The organism is Pseudomonas sp. 58 R 12 (assembly GCF_900005865.1).
In the GTDB taxonomy this organism is placed as follows: Bacteria; Pseudomonadota; Gammaproteobacteria; order Pseudomonadales; family Pseudomonadaceae; genus Aquipseudomonas; species Aquipseudomonas tritici.
Window position 1 is genome coordinate 167,157 of record NZ_CVTP01000014.1, and the last position, 12,902, is coordinate 180,058.

General features: G+C 61.3%; 11 protein-coding genes. 2 read left to right on the forward strand and 9 right to left on the reverse strand.

Annotated features, from left to right (window positions below; genetic code table 11):
* Positions 1 to 87: 87 nt before the first annotated feature.
* Positions 88 to 534 (reverse strand): DUF4879 domain-containing protein, encoded by a 447-nt coding sequence (locus tag BFP95_RS08305; RefSeq protein ID WP_065875354.1) that lies wholly within the window; start codon positions 532 to 534, stop codon positions 88 to 90.
* A 173-nt stretch (positions 535 to 707) separates the two neighbouring features.
* Here BFP95_RS08305 and BFP95_RS08310 point away from each other — a divergent pair, with 173 nt between their 5' ends.
* Both BFP95_RS08310 and trmA read left to right on the forward strand, forming a co-directional pair.
* Positions 708 to 2,003, forward strand: coding sequence for an NCS2 family permease (locus BFP95_RS08310; RefSeq protein ID WP_034117796.1), 1,296 nt, complete (start codon positions 708 to 710; stop codon positions 2,001 to 2,003).
* The gene (gene trmA, locus BFP95_RS08315; RefSeq protein WP_065875355.1) at positions 2,000 to 3,079 is read left to right on the forward strand and encodes a tRNA (uridine(54)-C5)-methyltransferase TrmA; all 1,080 of its coding nucleotides are present in this window, start codon (positions 2,000 to 2,002) and stop codon (positions 3,077 to 3,079) included. The genes BFP95_RS08310 and trmA overlap by 4 nt, the downstream gene beginning before the upstream one ends.
* Here the strand turns inward: trmA and BFP95_RS08320 are convergent.
* The 8 genes from BFP95_RS08320 to BFP95_RS08355 all read right to left on the reverse strand — a co-directional run.
* A complete protein-coding gene (locus tag BFP95_RS08320) occupies positions 3,062 to 3,532 on the reverse strand; it encodes a DUF2442 domain-containing protein (protein WP_065875356.1) in 471 nt (156 codons plus the stop codon). The genes trmA and BFP95_RS08320 overlap by 18 nt on opposite strands.
* Positions 3,529 to 3,957: a DUF4160 domain-containing protein gene (locus BFP95_RS08325; RefSeq protein ID WP_065875357.1), complete on the reverse strand. Its 429-nt coding sequence runs from the start codon at positions 3,955 to 3,957 to the stop codon at positions 3,529 to 3,531. The genes BFP95_RS08320 and BFP95_RS08325 overlap by 4 nt, the downstream gene beginning before the upstream one ends.
* Before the next feature lie 135 nt (positions 3,958 to 4,092).
* Positions 4,093 to 5,409 (reverse strand): TolC family outer membrane protein, encoded by a 1,317-nt coding sequence (locus tag BFP95_RS08330; protein WP_065875358.1) that lies wholly within the window; start codon positions 5,407 to 5,409, stop codon positions 4,093 to 4,095.
* Positions 5,406 to 6,731, reverse strand: coding sequence for an HlyD family type I secretion periplasmic adaptor subunit (locus tag BFP95_RS08335; RefSeq protein WP_065875359.1), 1,326 nt, complete (start codon positions 6,729 to 6,731; stop codon positions 5,406 to 5,408). Before BFP95_RS08335 ends, BFP95_RS08330 begins: the two co-directional genes overlap by 4 nt.
* Positions 6,728 to 8,464 (reverse strand): type I secretion system permease/ATPase, encoded by a 1,737-nt coding sequence (locus tag BFP95_RS08340; protein WP_065875360.1) that lies wholly within the window; start codon positions 8,462 to 8,464, stop codon positions 6,728 to 6,730. The genes BFP95_RS08335 and BFP95_RS08340 overlap by 4 nt, the downstream gene beginning before the upstream one ends.
* A 173-nt stretch (positions 8,465 to 8,637) precedes the next feature.
* Entirely contained in the window at positions 8,638 to 9,261 is a 624-nt protein-coding gene (locus tag BFP95_RS08345) for a heme acquisition protein HasA (RefSeq protein WP_065875361.1), read from the reverse strand.
* A 104-nt stretch (positions 9,262 to 9,365) separates the two neighbouring features.
* Complete coding sequence (locus BFP95_RS08350; RefSeq protein WP_065909830.1) at positions 9,366 to 12,125, reverse strand: TonB-dependent receptor; 2,760 nt, start codon at positions 12,123 to 12,125, stop codon at positions 9,366 to 9,368.
* 150 nt (positions 12,126 to 12,275) lie between these two features.
* On the reverse strand, positions 12,276 to 12,902 hold a 627-nt coding region (locus BFP95_RS08355), incomplete at its 5' end, for a FecR family protein (RefSeq protein ID WP_139115304.1).

The window sequence follows — 12,902 nt, forward strand, 5'->3', positions numbered from 1 at the left end:
CACGGGTTGGTGTACATCCGCGGCGTTAGAAAAGTCGCCGTCTCAGGGGTACGACTTCTCGTGGTTTTGAGCGTTCAAGAAGATTGATCAGCGGATATTGAGCAGGGTTTTCAGGGTATTTCGCGGGGGGTTGATCGAGGCGTTGCTGTATTCGAACCAGCCTTGGGCTTGGACATTCAGGTCAAACACATAGATGTAGCCCATCAAAGTGCCAGCCCCGCTGCAGGCCTCGCTGATGTTGCCGACCTGGCATACCGGCGTGCGCTGGCCGTTCAACACCGCGCCATTAAAGAGGCCAACCGGGTTATTGCCCAGGCCGACTTCCATCACAGAAACCCTGGTGGGCCCGCGGTGTTCACACATTTGGGTAGTGCTTACACGTTCCGGAATGGTCTCGCTGCACTTTGCCGACTCGACCTTGAACACACGCACTTCGCTCAAGGGCGGTGCAGTCGCGCCCCACGCCGGTGCTGCGCCGAGCAACAGGCTGATACAGGGGATCAGGGCTAGACTCCACGGGTTAGCGTTTTTCATGCTGCGGGTGACCTTCGTTTAAACGTCGGCGCAGTATGCCTCAAGGCCTCGGCTGCTGGTATGATGCGCCGCTTTTTCCGATCCTCTCTGAAACCAAAGGCGCTTGGCGCAGTTTGTGCTTTGACTTAGAGGTCAACAAATCACGACGCCACAGAGCGTCACAGGGAGCAGGCATGCTGGAAAAGCTGTTTCAACTCAAGGCACACAACACCAACGTGCGCACCGAGATCCTCGCGGGCATCACGACATTCCTGGCCATGGCCTACATCCTGTTCGTGAACCCGAGCATCCTCGGCGAGACCGGCATGGACAAGGGCGCGGTGTTCGTTGCGACCTGCCTGGCGGCGGCCATCGGTTCGACCGTGATGGGCCTGATCGCCAACTACCCGATCGCACTCGCGCCGGGCATGGGCCTCAACGCCTTCTTTACCTACACCGTGGTCCTGCACATGGGCCATACCTGGCAGGTTGCGCTGGGTGCGGTGTTTATCTCGGCGGTGCTGTTCTTCCTGCTGTCGATCTTTCGTATCCGTGAGTGGATCATCAACAGTATTCCCCTGCCCCTGCGCTCGGCGATTGCCGCGGGTATCGGCCTGTTCCTGGCGCTGATTGCGCTGCACAACGCCGGGATTGTGGTTGCCAACCCGGCCACGCTGGTTGGCCTGGGTGACTTGAAGCAACCGGCTCCAATCCTCGCCACCCTGGGTTTCGTGCTGATCGTTGCGCTGGAGGCCCTGGCGGTACGCGGAGCCGTGCTGATTGGCATCCTGGCAGTGACCATCGTGTCGATCCTGCTGGGCGTCACCCCGTTCGGCGGCGTGACCTCAATGCCGCCGTCCCTGGCCCCGACTTTCCTTCAGTTGGATATTAAAGGCGCGCTGGATATCGGCCTGGTGAGCGTGATCTTCGCGTTCCTGTTCGTCGACCTGTTCGATAACTCCGGCACCCTGATCGGCGTCGCCAAGCGCGCGGGCCTGATGGGCAAGGACGGCCACATGCCGAAAATGGGTCGCGCACTGATCGCCGACAGCACCGCCGCCATGGCCGGTTCGCTGCTGGGTACGTCGACGACTACCAGCTACATCGAATCGGCTGCCGGCGTGAGCGCGGGTGGCCGCACCGGTTTGACCGCCATCGTAGTAGCGATCCTGTTCCTGCTGGCGCTGTTCTTCTCGCCACTGGCCGCCAGCGTTCCCGCCTTTGCCACCGCACCCGCGTTGCTGTTCGTGGCCGTGCTGATGACCTCCGGCCTGGCCGAAATCGACTGGGACGACATTACCGTTGCAGCGCCGGTGGTGATCACCGCCCTGGCGATGCCCTTCACTTACTCCATTGCCAACGGCATCGCCTTCGGTTTCATCGCCTGGACCGCCATCAAGCTGCTTTCGGGCCGCTACCGTGAGCTGAACCCGGCGCTGGTGATTCTGTCGATTCTGTTTGTGATCAAGCTGGGCTGGTTCAACGCATGACTTTTGACGCCGCACGCTACACCGCTCAACTACAAGACAAGGTCACGCGCTTGCGTGACCTGCTGGCACCGTTCGATGCACCGCAGCCACAGGTCTTCGACTCGCCCCTGCAGAACTTCCGCCTGCGCGCGGAGTTCCGCCTGTGGCGCGAAGGCGGTGAGCGCCACTACGCGATGTTTTCCCAGGACGACAAGCGCACGCCGATCCTGATCGAAGAATTCCCTATCGCAAGCCTGCGTATCAACCAGTTGATGCCGCAACTCAAGGCCGCCTGGCAAGCCAGCGCCGCCCTGAGCCACAAGCTGTTCCAGGTGGAGTTCCTCACCACCCTGGCCGGCGACGCGATGATTACTCTGTGCTATCACCGCCCGCTGGACGAGCATTGGCACGCTGCCGCGAACCAGCTGGCTGCCGACTTGAACGTCAGCATCATCGGCCGCTCGAAGGGCAAGCGCGATGTGATCGGCCATGATTACGTGGTGGAAAAACTCGACGTTGGCGGGCGCACCTTCAGCTACCGCCAACCCGAAGGTGCCTTCACCCAACCCAACGGCACGGTGAACCAGAAGATGCTCAACTGGGCATACGAAGCCTTGGGTGACCGCCCGGATGATTTGCTTGAGCTGTACTGCGGCAACGGCAACTTCACCCTGCCCTTGGCAACCCGCGTGCGCAAAGTGCTGGCCACCGAGATCAGCAAGACCTCAGTGAATGCAGCCCTGAGCAACCTCGATGAAAACGCAGTGGATAACGTCACCCTGGTGCGACTCTCCGCTGAGGAACTCACCGAAGCCCTTAACGAAGTGCGCCCGTTCCGCCGCCTGCACGGCATCGACCTGAAGAGCTATGAGTTCGGCAGCGTGTTCGTCGACCCACCGCGCGCCGGCATGGACCCGGACACCTGCGAACTGACCCGACGCTTCGACAATATCCTGTACATCTCCTGCAACCCGGAGACGTTGGCGGCGAACATCGCGCAACTGCATGACACGCACCGCATTACCCAATGCGCGCTGTTTGACCAGTTCCCGTGGACGCACCATATGGAATCCGGGGTGTTACTGACTCGGCGGTAGTTCAACGTCCTCAGGTTCCTTCTTGCGTGGCCGCCCGCCCTTCTTGCCATTGGCTCGGGCGGCGGCGGATTTGGCGGCGCTGCTTTTGCGACCGTTGCGCGAGGCAACCAAACTGGTGGCTAGGTCCATCAGCGGTTTGCTGGTGGCGATCAGGCCCGTGACCGAAACATCCAAGTCCTGGGCCTCACAGCACAGCGCCTTTCCGCCAAAGCCGACTTCAAGTTGCTCAAAGTCCTCCAAGGAAAACCCCGCGAACTCGGGCAGGCCAGCCACCGGCAGTACAACGCGACTGCCGTCGCTGAAGCCGATGGAAATGCAGTTGTCCTCATAACGCACAGAGCTGGCGCGGGCATAAAGGTGCCGTGTCTTACGCCCTCGGGCTATCGCCTTTTCGACATCGGCCTCAGTGAGCGGTTTATAGGGGACAACTTTGGCTTTTACGATTTGCTTCATAGTTCAATCTCCACAAAACCCGGTGCCCTGACCAGATTCAAAATTGTTTTCTGCCCAACGACATCGTGCCGGGCACGCGCGATCACATAAACACCCGGCTGAATGATCAGCCCAGGCAACACCTCGCGGGCCTCCCAATCCCAGGAGTGATTCTCCAGGCAGACCGTTTGCAGGTATTCCCACCAGATCCTGCGTGCCCACGCCAGGTAATGCCGCTGCATGATCGCCTCGCGTATTTCTTCCAAAACCGCCAGGGGTGGCTGCCGCCGCTCAGGCTCGACATCCCACAACTCAACATCCCCATCCAGAAAACTGAAACGAAAACGCGCATCCCATCCGTTCCCCCTCACATGCACATGGGGCGGGCAATGCTCATCCCTGATAAACACCGAAATCACATATCCCTTGTAAGCGCCTACCTTCATCGTAACCCATCCGTTAGGTTATCTTCCGCCAGGTAACAATTTTCCCGTGCCACCCGACAACCGGCTTCATATTCCCGAAGCTGTTTCACAGATTAGTAACCACAAAAAACCCGGCGAATGCCGGGTTGTAACCACTCATGCCGACGGCTGGAAATACCCCGCCAGCGCGCGCAAATCCTGCTCACTCAGCAACCCCGCGTAATACTTCAGCTGAATCCTCGCCAGCAGATACGAATGCCGCGCATTCGCCAAATCGCGACGGGCGGTGAAGAGTTGTTGCTCGGCGTCGAGTACATCAAGGTTGACCCGCTCACCGCCGGTGACGCTCTTTTTAGTCGCGGTAACCAGGGCGGTGGCGGAGCTGACGGCCATTTCATAGGCACGCACTTTGGCCGCGCCGCTGGTATTGAGGTTGAACTGCTTGCGCAACTCCACCAGTGTCGCCGAGGTTTGCGCGTCCAGCTCATACTGGGCCTGGGACAGCTGGTTCGCCGCCTGGCGGGTGGAAGCCGACACCCCGCCGCCGGCAAACAGTGGCAGGCTGACCTGAATGCCGACACTGTTGGTGTCGTACTTTTGGTTGTAGCTGCTTTCCGAGTCAGAGCTGGTCTGGCGACTGGTGGCGTACAGGCTGACCTTGGGCAGGTGGCCTGCACGTTTGCGCTCCACTTCATAGGACGCCACGTCCAGGGCGTGGTGCTGGGATTTAAGCTCAGGGTTATTAGCCATGGCCATTTCGCGCCAGGTTTCGAAACGGTTCGGCTCCAGGGGCGGGATATCGAATTGGCGGGTCAGCGGCGCCAGCTCTTCGATCTGTAAAGGTTGGCCGACGATGGCTTCCAGCTCGCGCAAGGCGCTGTCCTGAGCGTCCTGGGCTTCGATTTCTTCAGCCTGCGCCAGGCTCAGACGCGCCTGGGTTTCCAGCACATCCGTGCGCGTGCCCTCGCCGCCTTTGAGCAGGCGATCATTAAGTTGCAAGCGCTCGGCAAACGCGCGTTTCTGCGCACGGCTCAGCTCGATACGTTCTTGCGCCAGCAAGGCCTGGCTGTAGGCATTGAGCACCCGCACCGCCAGTTCCTGGCTCTTGCCGCGAAAGTGCTCGTCGGCCATCAACGCCTGGGCGGTGCCCTGGCGAAATCGCGCATAGGCTTCGTAATCCAGCAACGGTTGCTGCAAGGTCAGAGTCGACGCGTAACTGCGGTAGTCACGGTCGCTGGTGACATCACCCGCCGTCACTTCAGACTCATTGCGCGAGTTGTTATAGCTCCACGACAAGTTGGGCAACAACGCCGCACGGCCGATCACGCGATTCTCTTCACCGGCTTCACGCGCCTGGATGGCCGCCTGAAAAGTCGGATCATTGCGCAGGGCCAAGTCGTACGCATCCAGTAAACCCAAGGCGTGTGCCGTCGAGGTACAACCGAAACACAAGGTAAACAGCAGCGCCTTCATTCTTCCACCAGGGCCATATGGGTGCGGTCCAGCAGGGGTTTGAACAGGTAGTTGAGCATCGAGCGCTCACCGGTCTTGACGAAGGTTTCCACCGGCATGCCCGGGCGTATCCGTACACCGTCGAGCTGCTGCATATCCGCCGCGCTAACCTGGGCACGCAGTGTGTAATACGGTTCGTCGGTGCGCTCATCGACCTGGCGGTCGGCAGAAACCAGCGTCACCTCGCCGGCCACCCGTGGCGTGGTGGCCTGGTTGAACGCCGAGAACAGCAACTCCACCGGCAAGCCCGGATGCACCTTGTCGACCATCTGCACTGGCACCCGCGCTTCGACCAGCAACGGTTCGCCTTGCGGCACGATGTCCATCAGTGCCTGGCCGGGCTTGATCACGCCGCCTTCGGTGTACACGTCCAACCCCACCACCACACCAGAGGCGGGGGCGCGTACCAGGCTGTTGGCCAGTTCGAACTCGGCCGAGGCCAGGCGATTGCGCAGGTCGTCGCTGCGGGTGCGGGTCTCGGCCAACTGGCCGCGCAGGTCTTTCTGGAAGTCTTCGCCGAGCTGGCGAATGCGCAAGCGCAGCTCGAGGACCTGGCGTTGCAATTGGCCGATACGGCCGTAGTCCTCGGCGATGGCGCCATCGATTTGTGAGTACAGGCGTTCACTGTCGAGCAGGCGGTTGCGCGGAATGTAGCCGTCACGTGCCAACTCGCGCAGGCCTTGCAGTTGCTCATTCAACGCCGCGCGTTGCTGGACCTTGCTCGCTTGCGAATCCCGCGTGCCGCGCAACTGCGCCTCGGCCCCGGCGATGGTTTCGCGCAGGCCTTGTTGCTCGGTTGCCAAGGCCTGGGCGCGGCTATTGAACAGTTGCCGTTGCAGGTTCAGGGTGCTCGCCGCCTCAGGATCGTTGAGCAGTTCAGGGCCGAAGGTGATCGCCGACAACCCTTCGCTTTCGGCATTCAAGCGCGCCTCGCTGGCCAGGGACGCCAAATACTGGCTGCGCAGGGACTGCATCTGTCCGCGCAACGGGGTTTCTTTCAAGCGCAGCAGCACCTGACCGGCGCTGACCACATCACCGTCGCGCACCTCGATACGTTCGACGATGCCACCGGCCGGATGCTGCACGGTCTTGCGATGTCCCGAGACCATGACCTTGCCCGGCACCGCCACGCCTTTATCGAGTGGCGCCAATGCCGCCCACGCGAGGAACCCGGCAAAGCCACCAAGTACCAACAGCCAGCCCAGGCGCGAATACTTTTTGTCATCCAGCGCCAGCACATTGCTTGGCGCGTCGCTGATCAACACCGGTTTGCTCTGGCTCATGCCTGTTTTCCTTCACCGAGGCGGTAGCTCATGCTCATGGTCGACACCGGCTTGTTCGCTGCCGGTTTCTGCCGTGCCTCCAACACCCGCGCCGTCGGCCCGTAGGCCTGCAATTGGCCTTCCTTGAGGATCAGCAATTGATCAGTCAGGCTCAGCACATTGGGTTTGTGGGTGATCAGGACCACGGTGCGGCGCTGTTGCTTGAGCTGGGCGATGGCCTGGAGCAAGGCCTGCTCGCCCACTTCGTCGAGGTTCGCGTTGGGTTCGTCCAGCACGATCAGCGCGGGCAGACCGTACAGCGCACGGGCCAGCGCGACGCGTTGCTTCTGGCCACCGGACAAGCCCGCGCCGCCCTCGCCCAGTTGCGTCTCGTAGCCTTGGGGCAGTTGCAGGATCAGCTCATGCACGCCGGCCATTTGCGCGGCAGCCAGGACCTTCTCCGCGTCGACCTCGGCAAACCGCGCGATGTTTTCTGCGAGGCTGCCGGCAAACAATTGGATGTCTTGCGGCAGGTAACCGATGTGCGGCCCCAACTGCTGTTTGTCCCACAAAGCCAGGTCGGCGCCGTCCAGCCGCACCTTGCCGGCCAAGGGTGCCCAGGCGCCCACCAGTATTCGGGCCAAGGTGGATTTACCGCAGCCCGACGGCCCGATAACCCCCAGCACGTCGCCCGCCGCCAAGTTAAAACCCAGGTTGGCCAGCGCCGGCCGACGGCTGCCGGGCGCGCAGGCGCTGATCTGCTCCACGCTCAGTTGGCCTTTGGGCACCGGCAGGCTCATGCGTTCCGGCCGGGCGGGATTCGCTTCCAGCATCTGTGACAATCGATCAAACGCCAGGCGCGCCGAGCCCCACTGTTTCCACACGCCAATCAACTGGTCGATCGGGCTGAGCACGCGGCCCATCAGAATCGAGCCGGCAATCATCATCCCCGGTGTGATATCGCCCTGCACCGCCAGCAATGCGCCCAGGCCCAGCACCAAAGACTGCAATGCCAGGCGCACGCCCTTTGACCAGGCGGTGACGGTCGCGGTCTTTTCGCTGGCCAGGTTCTGCTGCGCCAGGAACGCCTGATGCTGGCCGAACCAACGCCCGCGCAACGTAGCCAGCATGCCCATGGCTTCGATGGTGTCGGCATTGCGCAGGTTGGCCGTGGCCTGCTGGCTGGCACTGATGGACAGTTGGCTGGCCAGGGCCATCGGCGCCTGGCTGACGTGATGGTTGACCCACGCCAGCACAATCAACACCACCGCCCCTACCAGCGCCAGCAGGCCGAGCCAGGGGTGAAACAGGAAGATCACCAACAGGTACACCGGAAACCACGGCGCATCAAAAAACGCGAACAACGCCTGGCCGGTGGCGAACTGGCGCAGGGTGGTCAGGTCATGCAGCGCCTGCCCCGCCGCCTGGGTGCCGCCCTTGAGTTGCGCTTCGAACGCGGCGTCGTACACCCGCTGGTTCAAGCGCATGTCCATCTGCGTGCCGAGGCGGATCACCACCTGGCTGCGCACCCATTCCAACGCGCCCATCAGGCCGAACAGGCCGAGGATCATCAGCGTCAGCATCAACAGGGTCATCTGATTGCCCGAGGCCAACACCCGGTCGTACACCTGCAGCATGTAAAGCGCCGGGGCGAGCATCAGCAGGTTGATCACCGCCGAGAACAGGCCGATGTTGAAGAAGCCACTTTTATAGGCCGCGAGGGCGGCCAGGGTTTCGTTGCCGGCGTGGCGCATCTGGGGATTCTCATGGGGTTGGGCGCGCAGCGTCGCCGCGTTGACAGGCGATACGACGCTGCGCAGAATTCGGCACCACTGTCGCCCGAAGAATTAGAAGGCTTAGGCGACAGCGGTGTAATGCGGCGAATGGGAGAGCGATCTTCCATTCGCTTTTTTCATGCAGCAGAGGTTCAGGCCGCGAGGGCCCAGTCCTGCGCAGCGTCTTGCACGCCCACCAGCGCCACGTCGGTGGTGGCAGCGGTGGCCGCGTGTGCAGCCAGCCCGGCGCTGACTTCGTCAAAGGTGCTGGCGGTGGACAGACCGAAATCGTCCAGCAGGTCGTTGAGCACGGTTTCCAGTGCCGACGTGTTGCCTTGCATCAAGCCGTAGATCACGCTCTGCACTTCGTTGCCGGTGCGGCCTGCACCTTCGGCGGCAAACAGGTCGAGACCGTTGAACGCCACCTTGTAGGCACTCAGGTCAAAATCGCTGCCTGCGCCGCCGGTCAGGCCCGTGCCCAGTTCGACGTTATCCAGGTTGCCCCACAGGTAGTGGTTCAGGTTGCTGCTGGCCGGCAAGGCCGGGTTGAACACATAGTGCAGGCCGTTGCTGGTGTTGCTGTCGGCGATAAACGCGTAGTCGGAGTTGTTGGCGCCATGCGTCGAATACTGATCGCCACTGAAGGTGCCGTTGCTGAAACCGCCGGTGTTACCGGTGCCATGACCTGCGGTGGCGAAACCTATGGCCCAGTCCGTCAGGTAGTCGGACAGCGACGTAGTGCCCAGGTACGACTCGTAACTAACAGAAATAGTCATCACTAAACCTCGTTATAAACAGCGCTATTGATCAGTACGCAGGTGCGCACTTTTTGCCCAACCCTGGGCAAAACCGTGGGTGGATCCAGTGCCTGCGCACCGGATCAGAATGTGTATTCGAGCATTCCGCTCAGCGTGCGCCCGCGCGCCAGGCTCAGGTTGTTGGCATCGCCCATGGCGACGAAATACGCCTCGTCCGTGGCGTTCTCCAACGCCAGCGCGATATTTAATTGATCGGTCATCCAGTAACTGGCGTAGAGGTCATACACGGTGTACTTGGGCCACATGGCCTGGTCGATGAACTGGTAACCCTGGTTATTCAGGTTTTCCCCATTACCGGAGCTGTAGCGAACACGAACGCCGGTATCCAGGCGCTTCTCCAGGAAGCGTGCCCCCACCGTCACTGAACCCCGATCCGCCGGTGTATAAGTGGCGTTGCCCATGATTCGGCCGCAGCTTTCCTTGCTGTTGGCGACGTCGTCATCCAGCACTTCATATCTAGTGACAGGCCTTCGCCCAATCGTGCCGTTGGGGCGCACGTACGTCTCGATCACGGTGGTTGACGGCCCGTTCTTCTTCGCACCGCCCATGTAATAGTTCTTCGAGCAGAACTCATTCGTGCCGATCATGTGGGTGTAGCTGAGGTTGGTATAAGCCCGGCCCATGTCGTAGTTGAATTGGTACTCAAGGCCTCTGAACCGGGTGTCATTGAGGTTATTGGTGTACGCCATGATCCCGTTGAAACCGCCCACGGAGGTTTCCGGCAAACTCACGCTGGTATTGAGGAAGGTGAAGTTCTTAATCTTGGTGTCGAAGTACGCCACCTTGATGCCCAGTCGGTCGTCATTGAAAAACAACGACTCCTTGAACACGTTCATCCCCACTTCCCAATCGCGGGACTCTTCGGGCTTGAGGTAGGGGTTGGGAAACACGCGCTCACCCGAACCGCCACCGTGCGGGCGGCCGCTCATGAAGGTTTCCGTCACGGCCGGCGGGCGCCAGCCTTTGCCCCAGCGGGCATACAGTTGCAGCCAGTCGAGCCCGGGCTTGATGCCGATACCAAAGGTCGGAGAGAACTGCCCCTGCTCACGATCAATATCGAAAATGTCCTCGACGCGCTTGGCGCCTACCGAGCTTGAGTAAAAACGGTCGCGCTTCCAGAGCGTCATCCCCGTAACGCCTTCCAGCCGATAGCGGTCGTAACGCAGGCCGGCATCCACGGTCAGCCAATCGTCATAGTCGTATTGGAGGGTGTTGAACAGGCTGGCGATGGTGCGCTTGCCTTCCGGGTCTGCACTGGGGGTGTAGGGCAATGAACCGCTGGCGACCGTATTGCTCGATTCAACCTTGTTGGTGCTGGGCTTGAACCTGTCTTGATACATCTCCAGGCCATAGCTCCAACTCACGTGCCCCACGCGGCCCAGGTCAAAGCGCGACGTGTTTTCGCCTTGCAGGCCCCAGGTGTCGGTCTGGAAATGGTCGGTGTAGCCCGGGGTGTAGTTGCCGGAACTCACGGACGCCGTATTGGGTGCGTTGGCGCGATCCAGTTGGGTGGTGACGAAATACAGCTTGGCCTTGAAATCTATCAGCGGGTTATCCGGGCTGTAGCTGTAGTCCAGCGCGACATTTTTCGCGTTGAGGTTGTTTTTGCTGGTACGCAGGTAGTAGGTGCTCTGAAGGTCATCGGCGATGTAGCCCCAGGCATCGTTACTGTCGGCGTCGCTTTCCAGGTAGCTCAACTGCACGCGCTGATCGTTGGGCAGGTTCAGGCCAAGCTTGACGATCTGCGAGCGGGTCACGCTGCCGGTGTCGCCGACCTCGCTGTTCAACCAGTCGTCAAAGGCTACCGGGGCGTACTTTCTGGCCCGCATGTTAGTGCCCAGGTTATCCGCGTTGCGCTTGCCGCCACGGTAGTCACCGAAGTGGCGCTCGCTGTACCCCAGCATGACATCGCCGCGCTCATCACCGAAGGCAAACACGCCACTGCCGTTGAAGTCGGTGCCGTTGCCCAGTTCACCGATGCCGCTGCCAGCGCGAACTCGCCCGCCGTATTCTTTGCCGTCCTTGAGAAACTCGCTGGCATCCAACGTCTTGAACGACGCAATACCGCCCAACACCGCCGCACCGCCCTGCCCCGACTGGCTGCCCTTGTCGATCTGGATGCTGGAGACGAACTCCGGATCGATCAGCATGGTGCCGTTGCGTTGCTGGTGGCCGTTGACGTTGAAGTTCTGGCGCATGCCGTCGATGTTCATGTTGACGCGGCCGTAGTCCTGCACGCCGCGAATATTCACCGACAACCCAGGGTCGCGCTGGTTGACGGCGGTGTAGACCCCGGCGGTTTCTTCAAGCATGTCGGCGGCGTGACGGGGCGGGCGTTTATCGATCATGTCACGGCTGATCACGGCCACGGACTTTGGGCTCTGGTACACCCAGTCGCTGGCCTGGCCTTGGGTGTTGCCAGTAATGGTGGTGGTACCCACCGTCATGGCGCCGTCATGGTCGTCGCTGACGCGGCTGAGGGTGACCTGGCGGTCGCTGGTAAAGCGATACTCCACTGGCGCAGCGCCCAGCAAACGGCCCAGCCCTTCCTGCACGCTGAAGCGGCCCTTGAGTGCGGTGCTGTTCAAGCCGCGCAGGCGCTGGCTATCAAACAGCACTTGCAGGCCGGCTTGGTCGGCAAAGGCCAGTACGGCGACGCCCAGAGGTTGCGCAGGAACATCGAACATCAACACGGCGGGCTGGGCGGCGTTACCTGTCTGCGGCTGCGCGGCATACACGGGTGCCGTTACCGCGAACAGGCCCAAGTGAATGGCCAGGGCTAACCGGCTACCGGTGATGCGCCCCTTGTTGAGTGCTGACATTTCTGTTGTTCCCTGCGCTGAGCGTTTTTGTTTGTGAGAATGCTTCTCACCTAGCAAGACGTGCGGCACGCAGGAAGTCAGTAAGACTTTTCGAAAGTTTTTTAAGGAGGGAGGCGTTCGGCGGGTGGGAGAAGGCCTCCCACCGGGTATTCAATAGATCAGGCTGAGGCCTGCCAGGTCCAAGCGTTGCACTTGCAGTTCCTGGGTGAGGGTGGCGAGGGCAGTGTCGAGCATGTCGAGTCGAAACACGCCGCTGACTTCGCGATCGCCCAGTTGCGCGTCTGTCAGCACGATGCGGCCAGGGCGGTAGCGGTTGAGTTGCTCGATGACGTTCGCCAGGGGCTGGCGATCAAAAATCAACACGCCGCGTCGCCAACTGGTGGCGCGCTCCACATCGAATTGATCCAGGGGCACGATGCCTTCCTGAGGGCTGTAGCGTGCGGCCTGGCCTTCCTTGAGCACCCTGTCGGCCGCACCCTTTTTCGGCGTGGCTTGCAGGGAAACCTCGACACTGTGCTGCAGCATGCCGACCCAGGCCTGGCTATCGCCCTCGCGCCCCACCACAAACCGCGTGCCCAGGGCCCGGGTTTGCCCCCCGGCGCTCTGCACCACGAAGGGCCGGTTTTCCCCGCCCACCATCGGCGCCACGTCAAAAATCGCCGCGCCCTGGATCAGGCTGATGCGCCGTTGTACGCCGTCATAGTCCAGGCGGATGGCACTGGCGGAATCCAACTCGACCTTGCTGCCATCGGCCAGGTGCACGGTGCGCATTTCGCC